This window comes from Ancylobacter defluvii (assembly GCF_018390605.1).
Lineage (GTDB): Bacteria > Pseudomonadota > Alphaproteobacteria > Rhizobiales > Xanthobacteraceae > Ancylobacter > Ancylobacter defluvii.
Genome location: NZ_JAHBGD010000011.1, coordinates 93484 through 109882 on the forward strand (window position 1 = coordinate 93484; position 16399 = coordinate 109882).

General features: G+C 66.6%; 11 protein-coding genes. 5 read left to right on the top strand and 6 right to left on the bottom strand.

What is annotated here, in order from left to right:
• Nucleotides 1-164 precede the first annotated feature (164 nt).
• Together KHC24_RS07840 and KHC24_RS07845 are read right to left on the bottom strand one after the other, a co-directional pair.
• Complete coding sequence (locus KHC24_RS07840) at nucleotides 165-2126, bottom strand: MacB family efflux pump subunit (protein WP_213361933.1); 1962 nt, start codon at nucleotides 2124-2126, stop codon at nucleotides 165-167.
• A gap of 17 nt (nucleotides 2127-2143) precedes the next feature.
• Nucleotides 2144-3331, bottom strand: coding sequence for an efflux RND transporter periplasmic adaptor subunit (locus KHC24_RS07845; RefSeq protein WP_476726954.1), 1188 nt, complete (start codon nucleotides 3329-3331; stop codon nucleotides 2144-2146).
• Nucleotides 3332-3754: 423 nt separating this feature from the next.
• On the opposite strand from KHC24_RS07845, the gene KHC24_RS07850 reads away from it, so the two are divergent.
• From KHC24_RS07850 to KHC24_RS07865, 4 genes are all read left to right on the top strand, one after another.
• A complete protein-coding gene (locus tag KHC24_RS07850) occupies nucleotides 3755-4399 on the top strand; it encodes a TetR/AcrR family transcriptional regulator (protein WP_213361895.1) in 645 nt (214 codons plus the stop codon).
• A gap of 190 nt (nucleotides 4400-4589) precedes the next feature.
• Nucleotides 4590-4979: a hypothetical protein gene (locus KHC24_RS07855; RefSeq protein ID WP_213361899.1), complete on the top strand. Its 390-nt coding sequence runs from the start codon at nucleotides 4590-4592 to the stop codon at nucleotides 4977-4979.
• A gap of 81 nt (nucleotides 4980-5060) precedes the next feature.
• The gene (locus KHC24_RS07860; RefSeq protein ID WP_213361903.1) at nucleotides 5061-7928 is read left to right on the top strand and encodes a hybrid sensor histidine kinase/response regulator; all 2868 of its coding nucleotides are present in this window, start codon (nucleotides 5061-5063) and stop codon (nucleotides 7926-7928) included.
• Entirely contained in the window at nucleotides 7925-8842 is a 918-nt protein-coding gene (locus tag KHC24_RS07865) for a diguanylate cyclase (protein WP_213361905.1), read from the top strand. Before KHC24_RS07860 ends, KHC24_RS07865 begins: the two co-directional genes overlap by 4 nt.
• Nucleotides 8843-9273: 431 nt before the next feature.
• Here the strand turns inward: KHC24_RS07865 and KHC24_RS07870 are convergent, their stop codons facing one another.
• The 4 genes from KHC24_RS07870 to KHC24_RS07885 all read right to left on the bottom strand — a co-directional run bounded on the left by KHC24_RS07870 (nucleotide 9274) and on the right by KHC24_RS07885 (nucleotide 14926).
• Nucleotides 9274-9894, bottom strand: coding sequence for a TetR/AcrR family transcriptional regulator (locus tag KHC24_RS07870; RefSeq protein WP_213361907.1), 621 nt, complete (start codon nucleotides 9892-9894; stop codon nucleotides 9274-9276).
• Between the two features lie 103 nt (nucleotides 9895-9997).
• On the bottom strand, nucleotides 9998-13144 hold the full coding sequence (locus KHC24_RS07875) for an efflux RND transporter permease subunit (protein ID WP_213361908.1): 3147 nt from the start codon (nucleotides 13142-13144) through the stop codon (nucleotides 9998-10000).
• A gap of 17 nt (nucleotides 13145-13161) precedes the next feature.
• Nucleotides 13162-14265 (bottom strand): efflux RND transporter periplasmic adaptor subunit, encoded by a 1104-nt coding sequence (locus KHC24_RS07880; RefSeq protein ID WP_213361910.1) that lies wholly within the window; start codon nucleotides 14263-14265, stop codon nucleotides 13162-13164.
• Nucleotides 14266-14482: 217 nt separating this feature from the next.
• Nucleotides 14483-14926 carry a winged helix-turn-helix transcriptional regulator gene (locus tag KHC24_RS07885; RefSeq protein ID WP_213361912.1) on the bottom strand — a complete coding sequence of 148 codons (444 nt, stop codon included), beginning with the start codon at nucleotides 14924-14926 and terminating at the stop codon, nucleotides 14483-14485.
• Nucleotides 14927-15010: 84 nt separating this feature from the next.
• Here KHC24_RS07885 and KHC24_RS07890 point away from each other — a divergent pair, with 84 nt between their 5' ends.
• The gene (locus KHC24_RS07890) at nucleotides 15011-15823 is read left to right on the top strand and encodes an oxidoreductase (RefSeq protein ID WP_213361913.1); all 813 of its coding nucleotides are present in this window, start codon (nucleotides 15011-15013) and stop codon (nucleotides 15821-15823) included.
• Nucleotides 15824-16399 lie beyond the last annotated feature (576 nt).

Consider the following 16399-nt stretch of genomic DNA (forward strand, 5'->3'; position numbering starts at 1 on the left):
AGGCTGTCCATTTTTTGCTATGCAGCGAAAAATAAGTGCAGCGCAATATCGCATATAGTCGGGTATGGACCGGCCGCCGGGTCGCCGAGGAGGGCTCACCTATCCGCTAAAGTCCTGGAATCGCGGGATGTTCCATTCTTCCTCCGCGGAAGGCCGGTGGCGCGTCAGTCGCGTGCCAGCGCCGCCACCGGATCGAGCCGCGAGGCGTTTCGCGCCGGCAGGAAGCCGAAGGCGATGCCGATCAGGCTGGAGCACAGCACCGCCGCGACGATGGAGGCGGTCGAGTAGACGAAGCTGAAACCGGCGCCGAGGGCGCCGGCCAGGGCGCCGAGCCCGAGTGCGGCGGCGATGCCGAGCACCCCGCCGATGAGGCACACCAGCACCGCCTCGATGAGGAACTGCTGCAGGATGTCGGCGCGCCGCGCCCCCACCGCCATGCGCACCCCGATCTCGCCGACCCGCTCCGACACCGACACCAGCATGATGTTCATCACCCCGATGCCGCCGACCACCAGCGAGATCACCGCGATGGCGGCGATCAGCAAGGCCAGCGTCTGGGTGGTGGCGGTGATGGTCTTGCGGATGTCGTCGGTGTTGAGGATGAAGAAGTCCTTGGTGCCGTGGCGCTGGAGGAGCAGCCGGGTGACCGCCTGCTCGGCGAGGTCGGTCGGCACGTCGTCGGCCACCCGCACGGTGATCGAGCGCAGCGAGGTCGAGCCGAGCAGCCGGGCCTGCACGGTGGTGTAGGGCAAATAGAGCGACAGGTTCTGGCTGGAGCCGAAGCCGCCCTGTTGCGGCTGGGTGACGCCGATCACCCGCGCCGGCACCTTGCCGATGAACACCACCTCGCCGATCGGGCTGCCGGCGATGTCGCCGAACAGCGTCTTGCGGGTGTTCTCGTCGATGACGACGTCCTGCGCCAGGGCATGCACGCTGGTGGCGTCGAACAGGCGCCCCGCGGCGAGGCGGGTGCCCTTGGCCTTGAAATACTGGTCGCCGACGCCGTTCACCAGCGCATTGGCCTCCTTGGAGCCGTAGCGCACCGTCGACGAGGTGGAGACCGTCGGCGTCACCGCCGCCACATAGGGCTGGCCGGCCAAAGCGTCGGCATCGCCCACCACCAGCGTGGTCACCCGGCCGGAGCGGGTGTCGCCGAAATCCCGGCCGGCGAAGATTTCCAGCGTGTTGGTGCCGAGGCTGGCGATATTGGCGAGCACGCGCTGCTGCGAGCCCTGCCCGAGCGCCACCACGCTGACCACCGAGGCGATGCCGATGATGATGCCGAGCATGGTGAGGAAGGTGCGCAGCCCGTGCGCCCGCATCGACAGCAGCGCCATGTGGAAGGCTTCGCGGAACCGGTCGGCGAAGGCGCCGAGGCGGCCTTGCGCGGGGGAGGCGGCGGCCTCCGCGGCCTCCGCAGCCGGCGCGGCCGGCGCCGGGGTGATGCGGCGGTCGGACAGGATTTCGCCGTCGCTGATCTCGATGATGCGGCCGGTGCGGTTCGCCACCTGCATGTCGTGGGTGACGATGATGATGGTGCGCCCTTCGGCATTGAGCTCGGCAAGGATGCGCAGCACTTCCTCGCCGCTGTGCTTGTCGAGCGCGCCGGTCGGCTCGTCGGCGAGGATGACGTTGGCGCCGTTCATCAGCGCGCGGGCGATGGAGACGCGCTGCTGCTGGCCGCCGGAGAGCTGGCCGGGCCGGTGGCCGGTGCGCTCGCCCATGCCGAGCCGGCCGAGTAGCGCGGCGGCGCGGGTGCGGCGGGCCGCCGGCGTCTGGCCGGCATAGACGGCGGGGATCTCGACATTGCCCAGCGCGGTCAGCTCGGCCAGCAGGTGGTAGCGCTGGAAGATGAAGCCGAAATGCTCGCGGCGCAGCGCCGCCAGCTCGTCGGCGCCGAGCTCGGCGACATCGCGGCCGGCGACGCGATAGCTGCCGGAGCTGGCGCGGTCGAGACAGCCGAGAATGTTCATCAGCGTCGATTTGCCGGAGCCGGAGGCGCCGACGATCGCCACCATATCGCCGGCCTCGATGGTGAGGTCGACATCCTTCAGCACCGTGATGCTGCGCTCGCCGGACGGGAATTCGCGGCGCAGGTTGCGGATCTCGATGAGCGGCTCGCCCATGGTCACTGCCCCATCGCTCACAGCCCCATCGGGCCGGGCGGGCGCGACGACGCGGACGCCGTCTGGCCGGTCGCCTCGTCGATGACGACGCGCTCGCCCTCCTCGAGGCCGGACAGCACCTGTGCGGCGATCTTGTTGTTGAGGCCGATCTCGACGCTGCGGGTGGAGACGCCGCCGGCGGCATTGGCGACGCGCACCTGATAGCGCCCCTCGCCGTCGCGCGCGCCGAGCGCCGCGGCAGGGATGGCGAGGGCGTCCTTGGCGCTGCCGAGCACGATGCGTACTTCGGCGGTCATGTAGGTGCGCAGGCGTCCGTCCGGATTGGGGACATCGAACACGCCATTATAGTAGATCGCCTCCGACGAGGAGGAAGAGGAGCTGCTGCTGGTGCTGGACGTGGTCGAGGAGGAGAAGCTGGAATCGCTGCGGATCGATTCCGGTGCCGGCTCGATGAAGGCAAGCGTTGAGTCGTAGCGCCGGTCCGGCTCGCCGAGCACGGTGAAATAGAGCGGCTGGCCCGGCCTCACCCGCACGATATCGGCCTCGGAGATCTCGGTGCGCACCGTCATGGTGTCGAGCTGGCCGAGGATGACGATGGTCGGGGCCGACTGGGCGGCATTCACCGTCTGCCCCTGCTGGCTGACGAGGGAGAGCACCGTTCCCTCGATCGGCGCGGTGATGCGGGTATAGCCGAGATTGGCGCGGGCGGTGTCGACGGCGACCTGCGCCTCCACGATCTGCGCCGACAAGGCGTCGATCTGCGCGCGGGTGACGTCGACATCCGCTTGCGCGGTGTCGAAATCGGCGCGCGACACCGCGTTCAGGTCGACCATGCGCTTCTGGCGGGCGAGCGTGGTCTCGTTCAGCCGCAGCGTCGCCTGCTTCTCCGCGCGCTGGGCGGTGACATTGGCGAGCGCCGCCTCGGCGGTGCGCAGGTCGTTCTGCTGGGTGACTGAATCGATCTCGGCGAGCAGGTCGCCGGCGCGCACGGCCTCGCCGAGCTTCACATTCACCGCGGTGATGCGGCCGGAGACCTGGGCGCCGACCGCGACCAGCTTCACCGGCTTCAGCGTGCCGGTGGCGAGCACGGTTTCCTCGATGTCGCCGCGCGTCACCGGCGCGGTGATCAGCGCCGGGGTGGTGGCGGCGGCGCGCTGCTGCCAGAAATAGGCGCCACCGGCGGCGACCAGGGCCAGTAGCGCCAGCGTGCCGATGAGACGGGCGGGAGTGTTCACCGGTCGCTCTCCATGCGGGTGTCAAGGCGTGGGCGCGGGAAGCGGATCATGGCGTACGGCTGGCTGGGAAGGCGCGACAGGGGGCGGGATAGTGACCGGTATGGCTGTCTACCACCTCCGGCTTCCTGCTCCGGCTTAGAGGAATCGGTCCCGCCGCTGCAATCGCCGGACCACGCCGTGGCGCGGGTGAACTCGGCGCTGGCGATGTCGGCGCGGCTTTCGATCAGCGGATCCTCGACCAAAGGGAGAAGGGGAGCGGCAATAGTCGATCCATATTTACAAAACTTATGCGTTTCTATAATTGACGAACTTGCCATATGTCAAACCGTGACGGATCGATGCGGCTGGGCCGCGATGTGCGTAAATCGGTCCGTTGCAGACGTCGGAGGCGAAATGTTGGAGGAGGATCGGCTCCCGCAGAAGCGCGGGCGGGGACGGCCCAAGGCACGCTCCGACGACGAGCAGGCCGCCGCGATCGTCACCCAGGCGCGCGCCCTGTTCCTGGCCGGCGGCTATGGTCGTACCACCATGGACGAAATTGCCGCCGCCTGCCGGATTTCCAAGCGCACGCTGTATCGGTTGTTTCCCGCTAAGATCGACCTGTTCGCGGCGATCGTCGAGGAGCACCGCTTCACCATGCTGGCGCTGCCGGGCGACTACGACCAGCTGTCGCTGATCGATGCGATCGCCGCTATCTTCCGGGTCGATATCGGCGACGCGGAAAACCAGGAGCGCATGGCCCTGGTCGGCTTCGTGCTAGCGGAGATCCGGCAATTCCCCGAGCTTGGCAATGTGGTGCGCATCCACGGTGCCGATCCGTCGCGCGCCGAGCTTACCGCGTGGCTGGCCCGCCAGGCCGAGCGCGGCCGCATCCGCCTAGCCAACCCCGAATATACCGCGCGGATGCTGATGGACCTGATTTTCGGCGCCGTGCCGCTGAAGCAGCCGGGCCTGCCGGACTGGCCGCGCGAGACCGACCGCCGCAACTATCTGCGCGAGGCGATCCGGCTGATCGTCGAGGGGATGATGCCGCGCTGAGGCGGCACGGTAGAGAATGTTCGGCCTGCGGGGTGGGTCTGCAGATGCACGAACTGACATATTTGTTGATGTTCGGCCGCCATCGGAGCCCGGTGGCGGCGGCGGTGGTTTACCGGTAACTTCCGCCCAGCGGGCGATGTGGAATTGGGCAGGGGCGCTGCAGCTCCGCCAGAGGAAAGTTCAAGGTCTCATGCGCAGTGCGCCGATGGTGATGCGGCATGGCGTGCTCCCTTTGCGGACGCGTCCGGGCGTTCGTGCCCTTGGCGGCCTTGGCGCGCTGCTGCCCGCGGTGCTGCTTCTGCTGCTCAGCACCCTGGCCATCGGCACGACCATGCTGGCGGCGGGAGCGGGCTCTGAGCATGTCGCGGTGGTGGCGCCGCCCTGGTATGGGCCGGCGCAGACTCTGGAACTCGTCGGCCGCGCCGGCGGGCGGATCGTCGACATGGGGCGTTTCGGCAATATGGTGGTCGCCGTGGTCGAAGATGGTGCGGCGCGGCAGGCTTTTCTCGATGCCTTGCATCGCGAGGGGGCGTGGCTGACGCTCGATGCCGGTTCTTTGAAGGGATGCGTCGGCCGTTAGGCCGTTGTTGTTGCAAGTTATTTTATCTGCGGCCGGTAGGGGCGAAGCCCGTGCCACGCAAGGTTCTTACGGGATCAGGTTATGACCGAGATCGAGCATTTGCGGGTTCGCTTTGGCTATCTGCTGCTCGCATTGCTGTGGCTGCATCTGCCGGTCGCCATGGTGATCGCCTATGCGGTGGGGCGCGACATGACGGTGCCGGCGCTGATCGTCGCGGCGCTGGCCGGCGCCTACACGATCTCCTGGCTGGTCTATGGGGTGGAGCCCGTCACGCGCTATGTGTCGGCGGTCGCGTTGATGGGCATGCCGTCGCTTTTCGTGTTCCTGCTGGCGGGGCACGGGTGGCAGATGGACCTGCACATGTATTTCTTCGCCTCGCTGGCGCTGATGATCGGCTGGTGCGACTGGCGCAGCATCCTGATGGCGGCGACGGCTGTGGCGGTGCACCATCTCACGCTCAATTTCGTGTTCCCGGCCGCAGTGTTCCCGGCCGGGCAGGACCTCTCCCGCGTCTGGCTGCATGCCGGCATCGTCGCCTTCCAGACCGCGATCCTGGTGTGGATCAGCGAGATGCTGGTTGGAGGCTTCGATCGCGTGCACGCCATGAGCCAGGAGATCATGCTCAGCAACGAGACGCTGGAGCAGAAGGTCGAGGAACGCACCCGCGAGGCGCAGGCCGCCAATGCCGCCAAGGGCCTGTTCCTGGCCAATATGAGCCACGAGATCCGCACGCCGATGAACGCCATCCTCGGCTTCACCCATCTGGCGCTGCGCGGCGAGTTGCCGCCCAAGCAGCTCGAATACCTCACCAAGATCCGGCAGGCCAGCACCGCGCTGCTGGCGTTGATCAACGACATCCTCGACTTCTCGAAGATCGAGGCCGGCAAGCTGATGCTGGAAAAATCCTGCTTCGACCTCCGCGAGGAAGTGGAGACTGCGGTCGGCATCACCATGCTGAAGGCGACCGAGAAGGGAATCGATGTGCGCGTCTCCATCGCGGCCAACGTGCCGGACATGGTGATGGGCGATGCGCTGCGCCTCAACCAGGTCATGCTCAACCTGGTCGGCAACGCGGTGAAGTTCACCGAGCGCGGCGAGGTGCGGATCTCGGTGCGGCGCCTGCCCGACGCCACGCCTTCCGACGTGGTGCTGGAGATTGCGGTGCGCGATACCGGCGTCGGCATGGATGCCGAGCAGCAGGCCAACCTGTTCCGCTCCTTCGCCCAGGCCGACAGCTCGACCACGCGCAAGTTCGGCGGCACCGGGCTCGGCCTCGCCATCACCAAGCAGCTGGTGGAGCTGATGGGGGGCACGATCGGGGTGCAGAGCGCGCAGGGGCTTGGCAGCGTGTTCACCGTGACGCTGCGCCTGGAGGAGGGCTCGGCAGTCCAGCGGGCCAAGGCCCTTGCCCTGCCGGCGCACATGCGCGGCCTGCGCGTGCTGATCGTCGACGACAATTCGGGCGCGCGCGAGATCCTGAGCGCCATCTTTGCGAGCTGGTCGCTGCATGTCGAGCTTGCGGCCTCGGCCCCGGAGGCGCTGGCGACGCTCGAGGCGGCCGCCGCGCAGGGCACGCCCTACGATCTGCTGCTGGTCGACTGGAAGATGCCTTCCATGAACGGCGTTGATCTGGTGCGCGAGCTCGAGCACAGCCCGAAGCTTTCGCGGCCACCGGTGGCGCTGATGGTCAGCGCCTATGCGCGCGAGGACGCGATGGCGGCGGCGCAGGATGTCGGCATCGCCGCCTTCCTGGTCAAGCCGATCGATGCGGGCATGCTGCTCGACACCATCGTCGATCTGTTCCGGGCCAAGAGCGGCACCACAGAAGCAACCGCCGCCGTCGCGCCGGACGCGGTGCCTATGGTGTCCGCCGCCGTGCGTGGCGCGCGGGTGCTTCTGGTCGAGGACAACGAGATCAACAGCGAGGTCGCCTTCGAACTGCTGACCGATGCCGGGCTGCTGGTCGAACTGGCCGGCAACGGCCGCGTCGCCTGCGAGATGGTGCTGGAATCCGGGCGGCACTACCAGGCGGTGCTGATGGACGTGCAGATGCCGGAAATGGACGGCCTGGAAGCCACGCGGCGCATCCGCCGGACGATTTCCGCGGCCCAGCTGCCCATCATCGCCATGACCGCCCACGCCTATGAACGCGAGCGGCTGGCCTGCATCGAGGCCGGCATGGACGATCACATCGCCAAGCCCGTCGATCCGCAACGGCTGATCGCGACCCTCGACCGCTGGATCGGCGAGCGCCCGGTGGGCCGCACGCCGCCTGCTGTCACCGCGGCCGAGACGGCCGTCGCGCCGAGCCCGCCGCCATGGGCCGAGCTACCCGAGACCTTGCCGCCCTTCGACATCGCGGCCGCGCTGGTGCGAGTGAACGGCAAGCGTCCCCTGCTCACGAAGCTTATCTCCGGCTTCGGCGAGAAGTATTCCGATGCGGTGGTAGAGCTGAGCGAGCAGATCGCCGCCGGCCAACTCGACGAGGCCCGCCGTTTGGCGCATTCGCTCAAGGGCGTCGCCGGTTCGCTGGAACTGCGGCACGTCACCGAGGCGGCGCGCCAGCTGGAAGACGCGCTGGCACATCGCGAGACCGACGGTTTCGGGGTGCGGCTGTCGCACCTCGATCGTGCCATGCTGCCCGCCCTTTCGGCCGCCAGATCCTTGAGGCCGACCGCCGAGGTGCAGGCGATCCCCGAGGGCGCGAACGTACCGAAGGGACCGGAGCTGACCCCGATGGCGCGCGAGCTGGTCGCCACGCTCGTCACCCAGCTGGAGCGCCGCAATCTGGGCGCTCGCCGGACCTTCGAGCAGCTGGAGCGGATCATCGGGCCGGACGCCGCGCTCGATCCGCTGAAGGCGGCTCTGACACGCCTGGATTTCACGGCTGCGCTGGTCGTTGTTCACCAGCTCAGCGAACCGACCGAGACCGAGGAGACGCAATCTTGAACGAGCGCCAATCGGTGCTGATCGTCGACGATGAAGTATCCAACATCGAGATTCTCTCGGCCGCGCTGGAAGACGACTACGAAATCTATTTCGCGACCTCCGGCGAGGAGGCCGTGGATATCGCGCGCACCAACATGCCCGATCTGATCCTGCTCGACGTGCTGATGCCAGGCACGGACGGCTATGTCGTGTGCAGCACGCTCAAGGCCGATCCGCTGGTCGGCGACGTGCCGATCATCTTCACCACGGCGCTTGGCGACCGCGACGCGGAAGTGCGGGGGCTGACGCTTGGTGCGATCGATTACATCACCAAGCCGATCAGCCCTGTCGCGGTACGGGCGCGCGTGCGCAACCACCTCGACATGAAGCGCATGCGCGACCAGCTGGCCGAGATGGCGGTGACCGACGCGCTGACCGGCCTCGGCAATCGGCGACGGCTGGAACGGGTGCTCGACCAGTCGGCGGTGCGGCTGGCCATGAACGAGTCGCTGCTGTCGCTCATCATCGTCGATATCGATTTTTTCAAGCGCTACAACGATGCGTACGGCCATACCGCCGGCGACCGCTGCCTTTCCATGGTGGCATCGGCGCTCAAGCGGGCGATGCAGCGTACGGCGGATGTCGCCGTCCGCTATGGCGGCGAGGAGTTCGCCTGCGTGCTGCCGGAATGCTCTCATGCCGAGGCCATGGAGGTGGCCCGGCAGATCCATCAGCGCGTGCAACTGCTCGATATCCCGCACAGGGCTTCAGATGCGGCGGCCTTCGTGACGGTCAGCGTCGGCGTGGCGACGGCTGCCTGCGTTGCCGGCGGGGCGCCGGAGGCGTGGGTGCGGGCGGCGGATGAGCAGCTCTACCTCGCCAAGTCGGCCGGCCGAAACCAGGTGATGGGACGAGAATTTTCCGTGCAGGTCTAGCCGGGAACGCCTCGATGCTCCGCATGTCGTCGCCGGGCGTGCCGGAGGATTTTCGGCGCGCGGCGGCGTCCGGTCCGCGTCATGGAGGCGCGATTGCGCATCGGCGGCTTCTCGCCCTTTTGGCGCCTGGGGAGCCAGATTTCCGCCCTTATATTCCAGCCCCGAGGCGAAACCCGCCTCGCCGCCTCGGAGAGTCCGGCACGAACCGCGGCGCCAGCGGCGTTGTTGCTGTGTGATGGCATGCCGATCGATGGCGCGTCGGTTCATGCCATGGCAACGTCTTTCCCCTTGTCGACGATGCCGTCCCGCCTCCCGGCCAGCCGGCGGGAGCTTGGTTGCCCGGGTGCGCCTCGATGCTGAAGCGCACCCTCAGTCCGATAGCCTTCCGCCCTCCGCGAATGGCAGCCGTTGGTGCGCTGTGGGCGCTCGGTTCAGTCGGCGGGCTGGTAACCAAGGCCGCGTAGCGTGAAGGCGATCACCTGCTCGATGTCGGGCCTGCCGAGGCCGGTGCTTAGCGCCATCATGGTGGGGTGCATGAAGCAGGTCATCGTGGCCTTCACACACGCCGCAAACACCAAGGAATCGTCGATGTTGAAATCGCCCGACACCTGGCCGTCTTCGACAATTCGCGCGATCATCGACTGGACATTTTCGGCGTAGCGCACGCAGACGCTCCAGCTCTCCGTCATGGCATCCTCTACCATGTCGTTCACGCGGCTATTGGTCATGAAGCGCTCATCGCTGAGCCGCGCGAGTTCCCGCATGAAGTCGGCCAATCTTGTCGACGGCGGCGCCGGCGACGTCGCAATCGCGCCCAGCTCTGCCACGATCCCGTCGAGCAGCAGCTCTGCCACCGCCTCATTGATCGACTTTTTGCTGTCGAAGAAGCGATAGACGTTTGCGGGACTCATGCCGAGCTCAGCCGCGATATCGGCCACCGTGGTCTTACGGTAGCCGATCGTGGTGAACAGCTTCTGGGCGACCGCAATGATCTCGCGCTGGCCTTCCGAGCCGTCCTGACGTCGATTGGCGGTCTGGGTCTGGGCGGTCATTCGGGACGGGGCACCGGGGGAACGTTCCATTCAGGCTACTCCGAAACGGTCGCAGGGGACATGTCCTACCGAAGGACATGTCCCACCGAAAGGGTATATGGGCCTAGCGATGCCCTTCGGCCGCCAGAACCGGACGCGCACTCGCCTGGGCACCCGCCCGCGCCGGCTCTGGCGGAACACCGCGCGCGTCGAGCGAGTTGCGGAACCACAGGGCATAGAGCGCCGGCAGGAACAGGATGGTCAGGAAGGTGGCGACGAACAGGCCGCCCATGATCGTGACCGCCATCGGGCTCCAGAAGGCGCTGGACGAAAGCGGGATCATCGCGAGGATCGCGGCCAGCGCCGTCAGCACCACCGGCCGCGCCCGGCGGACGGTGGCCTCGACGATGGCCTCGCCGCGCGTGTGCGAGCCGGACGCGACATCGCTCTCGATCTGGTCCACTAGGATCAGCGTGTTGCGCATGATCATTCCGGCCAGCGCGATCACCCCGAGCAGCGCGACGAAGCCGAACGGCTTCTGTGCGATGAGCAGGCCCGCCGCGGTGCCGATCAGGCCGAGTGGGGCCGTCATGAACACCAGCGCGAGCCGCGAGAAGCTCTGCAGCTGCAGCATCAGCAGCGTCAGCATCGCCAGGAACATGATCGGGAAAATCACGAAAAGCGCGGCGTTCGCCTTCTCCGACTCTTCGACCGCGCCGCCGGTCTCGATGCGGTAGCCGGGCTCCAGGCTGTCCTTGATCGGCTGCAGCAGCGGCAGAGTCCGCGCCGTCACGTCCGGAGGCTGGACACCATCGGCGACGTCGGCCCGCACGGTAATGACAGTATCGCGGTTGCGCCGCCACAGGATCGGATCCTCCTGGACATAGTCGAGCCGCGCGACCTGCGACAGCGGTACGGCGACGCCGTTGCGGGCGACGATGGTCAGGTCGCCGACATGGCCGAGGTCGAGCCGCTCGCTCTCCACCGCACGGGCCACCACGCCGACCTGCTCGATACCGTCGCGGACGGTGGTGACGGTGAGGCCCGAGACCAGGGTTTGCAAGGTCTGCGCGACATCCTGCACATTCAGCCCGAGCGCGCGGGCGCGCTCCTGGTCGACCACCAGCCTCACCGAAGGCGACATCTCGTTCCAGTCGAGATGCGGATCGATCGTGTTGGGGTTGGTTCGCAGCGCGTCGCGGACCCGGTAGGCGATCTCACGCACCTTCATCGGATCCGGTCCGATGACGCGGAACTGCACCGGGAAGCCGACCGGCGGCCCGAAGGAGAAGCGGTCGACGCGGGCGCGGGCCTGGGCCAGCGCACCGGCGCCGATCGCGGTCTCAAGCCGGGTCTTCACCCGCTCGCGCCCGTCGATGGACCGGGTCAGGATCACGATCTCGGCGAAGGCCTCATTGGGCAGGGTCGGGTTAAGGCCCAGCCAGAAGCGCGGCGAGCCCTGCCCGACATAGGCGGTGAAGGTCTGGATATCGGGATCGCTCTGTCCGATCAGCTTTTCCGCTTCAGTGACGATGCGCGTCGTGGCGCCGATCGAGGATCCTTCGGGAAGGCGAAGCTGGAGGAAAAGCTCCTTGCGCTCGGAGAGCGGGAAGAACTGCTGCTGGACCAGACCGAAGCCGACGACGGAGCTGAAGAAGAGGGCGACGGTGATCGCCACGGTGGTGATGCGCCAACGCACGCAGGTGCGGATCGCCGCGCGCAGGCCGCGATAGAGGCGGGTCTGGTAGATGGCGTCGTGATCGCCGTGCGCGCCGGCCTTTGCCAGCGACGAAGGCAGCAGCATCACCCCGAGATAGGGTGTGAACACCACGGCGACGATCCATGAGGCGGCAAGCGCAATGCCGACCACCCAGAAGATGCCGCCGGCATATTCTCCCGCGGCGGACTTCGCGAAGCCCACGGGAAGAAAGCCGGCGACCGTGACCGCGGTACCGGTGAGCATCGGGAAGGCGGTCGACGTCCAGGCGAAGGCCGCAGCCTCCATGCGGTCGTAGCCCTGCTCCATCTTCACGACCATCATCTCCACCGCGATGATGGCATCGTCGACCAGCAGCCCGAGCGCGATGATCAGTGCGCCGAGAGTGATGCGGTGCAGGTCCATGCCGAGCGTGTACATGACGACGAAGGTCGCCGAGAGCACCAGCGGCACCGAGAGCGCCACCACGATGCCGGTGCGCCAGCCGAGCGACAGGAACGAGACGCCGAGCACGATCGCCAGCGCCTCGACGAAGGAGCGCTCGAACTCCCAGATCGATTCCTCGACAATCTCGGGCTGGTCGGCGATCTGCTCGAAGGAGACGCCCTGCGGCACGTCCGCCTGGAAGGCGCGGGTCTCAGCAAGGACATCCTCGCCGAATTTCAGGATGTTGGCGCCACGAGCCATTACCACGCCGACGCCGAGAGCCGGCTGGCCGCGCTGGCGGACGAGGAAGTCCGGCGGATCAATGAAGCCGCGCGTCACGGTGGCGATATCGCCCAGCCGGAAGGTGCGCCCTCCCGATTCCACCGGGGTCTCGGCCACCGCCTTCACGCCGTCGAGGGCGCCGGTGACGCGCAACGGGATGCGCCGCGCATCGGTTTCGACCGTGCCGGCGGGCGTCACGTCGTTCTGGCGGGAGAGCGAATCGAAAATCGCCTGCGGCGTCACGCCGAGGGTCGCCAGCTTGGCATGGCTGAACTCGACGAAGATGCGCTCCTGCTGCACGCCATAGATGTTCACCTTGGCAACGCCCGGCACCTTCAGCAGCCGCTGGCGCAGCGCGTCGGCGACCTTCTTGAGCTGGGCATAGTCCACCCCGTCGCCCGTCAGCATGGTGAGGATCGAATCCACGTCGCCATACTCGTCATTGACGCTGGGACCGATCACCCCGGCGGGCAGCGAGGGGCGGACGTCGTCCATCTTCTTGCGGATCTGGTAGAACAGGCCGGGCACCTCGGCGGGCAGCGTGTCGTCGCGGAAGGTGATCTGCATCGCGGTGAAGGACGGCTTCACATAGGTCTGCACCCGGTCGAAATGCGGAAGCTCCTGGAGCTTCTTCTCGATGAGGTCAGCGACCTGGTCCTGCATCTCGCGCGCCGTCGCGCCCGGCCACACGGCGGTCAGCACCGCGACCTTGACGGTGAAGTTCGGGTCCTCGGACCGTCCGAGCCGCTGGAACGACACCGCCCCGGCGATGGCGATGGCGATGATCATGAACAGGACGAGGGGGCGGTGCTCGACCGCCCAGCGCGATAGGTTGAAACGGCCCATGGACGTTGCGGCTCCGCTCAGAACGAGAACTGGTCGACCGCCCGGACGGGCAGTCCGGCGTCGAGCTTCTGGGCACCGACCAGCACGACCCGGTCACCCTCGGTGAGGCCCGCGGACACCAGCACGTCCTTTGCCTCATAGGCCGCGACCGTGATCGGCCTGGCGGCAAGCTTGCCGTCCGCGTCGACGGTCCAGACGAAAGGGCCTTTGCCCTGATCGACAAGCGCCGTAAACGGCAGACGGACGACGCGTTCCGCGTCCGGATCGGTCAGGGTCACCGTCGCCGTCATGCCGAGCTGTACCTCGGGACCGGCGGCCGTGACCGGGAACTTCGCGAGATAGGTCCGCGTCGCGGCGTCGGCGGCCGGCGACAGTTCGCGCAAGGTTGCCTCGTAGCGTGCATTCGCGTTCGACCACAGCGTGACGACGGCTTTTGCGGTCCGCGCACGCTCGACGGACGCCTCCGGGATGGCGACCACCGCCTCCTTCTCGGCGGTTCGGGCGAGGCGAATGGCGGCGAATCCCGGCTGCACCACCTGCCCCGGCTCGACCGCGGTCGCGGTGATCACGCCCTCTGCGTCGGCGCGCAGCACCGCGTAGGAGGACGCGTTCTTCGCCAGGTCCAACGCACGCTCGGCGCGGGCCAGGCGGCCCTTCGCTTCTTCGAGGGCGGCGCGCCGGATGTCGAGCGTGGAAGCCGTCGTCCAGCCGTCCTTGGACAGTCTTTCCGCGCGGTGGAACTCGGCCTCCGCCTGCGCGCGTGCGGCGACAGCGGCACCGCGCTCGGCCTCCGCCTGCTCGACCTGCAGCCCGAGATCGACCTCGTCGAGGGTGGCGAGCGCGTCGCCCTGATGGACCACGTCCCCCACATTGACGAGGCGCCTGGCCACCTTGCCCTGGACGCGGAAACTGAGGTCGCTTTCGACGCGGGCCTGGATGATCCCGACGAGGCTGCGCTCGCCGACGCGCGGCTCGAAGGCGACCGGGCGCGCAAGCACGGGCCTCGCCTTGTCGGGTTCGTGCTGCGAGCTGTCGGCCGGACCGCAGCCGGCGAGCGCCCCCGCAAGCCCGACGACAATGACGGCATTGAGGAAATTGGAAAGCGGTGACCGTCCGCGCATGACGCCCTCGGGTGTTGAGAGGCTGAATGGGGGCGCTGCGGAACATTGGCGTTGGGCGTTGGGGCTTCGCTCACGCTCCGCCCGGGCCATCCACAGCGGCATCAACATGCCATTATGAATGACGAATGTCAATAAACGTCAGTTGATAATCATCAGAAGACACTTATCGAAGTCGCGCCCATCGCATCGACGGGCCGTAACTATCTCTATCTAATAATCAATTTCCGGTATTGGTCAGACTCATCCGCATCGGCCGGCTCCCGAGCTTGGCTCCCGTCATCGCATCGACGCCGATCGGCTGAATTTCGACCCCCGTCTCATCGTCGATATAGCGGGCGAGGTTTTCACCGCAGTTCCGCTGAGCCCACGCGCCAATCATCATGAGGACCGGCAGAAAGTCTTGCCCGGCCTCCGTCAGCACATACTCTTCGCGCGGCGGTCGCTCGGAGTAGAGGCGCTTCTCCAGCAATCCGTCATCTGTCAATGCGGCAAGCCGTTTTGTCAGCATTGTCGGGGCGATCCCGAGATTCTTCCGGAACTGGTCAAACCGGGTGAGCCCCGCAAACGCATCCCGCAGAATCAGGATGCTCCAGGTATCGCCAACGGATTCCAGGCCACGGGCGACCGGACATCTGAGGAGAGAGATATTTTTCTCGTTCATATCTTTTCGATAGTGACTTAATACTGTTTTGATAGTATCGCTTTCGTCGTCGGCGATCCAGTCCGATGACGAAAGAACGGACAAATGAGCAAGACGAACAAAGCCATCGCGCTTGTGACGGGCGCATCGTCGGGTATCGGTCTTGTGACGGCCCAATCATTGGCAAAGGCTGGCTACCAGGTGTTCGGCACGAGCCGTAAGCCGGTTGTCGACCGCCCAGGGATTACGATGCTGGTTTGCGACGTGACCGATGAGGTGTCGGTGACGGATCTCGTTGCCACGATCATAAAGCAGGCGGGTCGCATTGACCTCGTCGTCAACAATGCCGGGGTCGGTCTGCTCGGGGGCGCCGAAGAATCCTCGATTGCGCAGGTGCGGCGCCTGTTCGACGTGAACGTCTTCGGCGTCGCGCGCGTCGTCAACGCGGTCCTGCCCCTCATGAGGGCCCAGAAGGGCGGCCGGATCATCAACATGAGCTCGATTCTCGGCCTGATTCCCTCGCCCTTCAACGCCTTCTACGCATCGACCAAGCACGCCATCGAGGGCTACTCAGAGTCCCTGGATCATGAGGTGCGCAAGTTCGGCATACGCGTGGTCCTGGTCGAGCCAGGCGTCACCCGCACGGCCTTTGAAGAGAACCTGACGCGGGCCGACCAGCCCATGGCGGTCTACGAGACGGATCGCTCGCGCAGCGAGGGCCTCATGCGCAAATGGGTGGAACAAGGCGATGCACCCGAAGTCGTCGCCGACACCGTCGTCGAGGCGGCGACGGCGAGGAAGCCGAAGCTGCGCTATTCGGCCGGCAAGCAATCGCGCCAAGTTCGCACCCTGCGCCGCTACATGCCGGAAGGCATGGTCGACAAGATGCTGCACAAGTTCAGCGGGTTTCCCGCGTAATCCTTGCAGCAATACCGCCGTCAGACCCCGTCTCATCCGGACTCCACTTCGCCGTCCGGTGCGGCCACTCGCGCCAACATCAGAGGTCATCTTGGACGTCGCCACCGCTATCGAAACCCGCCGCTCCTTCCGCCATTTCGATCCCAGCCACGAGATCAGCGAGGCGGAGATCGATCGCCTCGTCTCTCCCGCCATGCTGTGCACGTGACGGATGATTCGCTTTTCGTCATCGTGACCGCCGATGTTTCCGCCTAGCGCACCGATCCCGACCGCTACTCGCGGACAGCACGCCCGGAAATGGGCAGGGTTCTGGCGCTCTTCGTGACGCAGTTCTACGCAGGACGCGAATGGCTCCAGCGCGGCGATGCCATTCCCTTCTTCCATGGCGAGCCGGCACTCGCTGGGTGGAGGAGAGTCATCGAGGAACAGGCTGTGGCTGTTTGCCGACCATGGATGCCGGCGATTACATGCGTCGCAGCACGTCGGCATCGCCGTGCTGTAGTGCTGCGGCAGAGCCGACCCCTAGAGCGGATCGACATTCAGGATTCCCATCCGAGGTAATCGCTGATTCATAGA

Coding starts and splice junctions, on each gene's coding strand:
- KHC24_RS07840 (WP_213361933.1), bottom strand. CDS start 2,126: ATGGGCGAGCCGCTCATCGAGATCCGCAACCTGCGCCGCGAATTCCCG.
- KHC24_RS07850 (WP_213361895.1), top strand. CDS start 3,755: ATGTTGGAGGAGGATCGGCTCCCGCAGAAGCGCGGGCGGGGACGGCCC.
- KHC24_RS07855 (WP_213361899.1), top strand. CDS start 4,590: ATGCGCAGTGCGCCGATGGTGATGCGGCATGGCGTGCTCCCTTTGCGG.
- KHC24_RS07860 (WP_213361903.1), top strand. CDS start 5,061: ATGACCGAGATCGAGCATTTGCGGGTTCGCTTTGGCTATCTGCTGCTC.
- KHC24_RS07870 (WP_213361907.1), bottom strand. CDS start 9,894: ATGACCGCCCAGACCCAGACCGCCAATCGACGTCAGGACGGCTCGGAA.
- KHC24_RS07875 (WP_213361908.1), bottom strand. CDS start 13,144: ATGGGCCGTTTCAACCTATCGCGCTGGGCGGTCGAGCACCGCCCCCTC.
- KHC24_RS07880 (WP_213361910.1), bottom strand. CDS start 14,265: ATGCGCGGACGGTCACCGCTTTCCAATTTCCTCAATGCCGTCATTGTC.
- KHC24_RS07885 (WP_213361912.1), bottom strand. CDS start 14,926: ATGAACGAGAAAAATATCTCTCTCCTCAGATGTCCGGTCGCCCGTGGC.
- KHC24_RS07890 (WP_213361913.1), top strand. CDS start 15,011: ATGAGCAAGACGAACAAAGCCATCGCGCTTGTGACGGGCGCATCGTCG.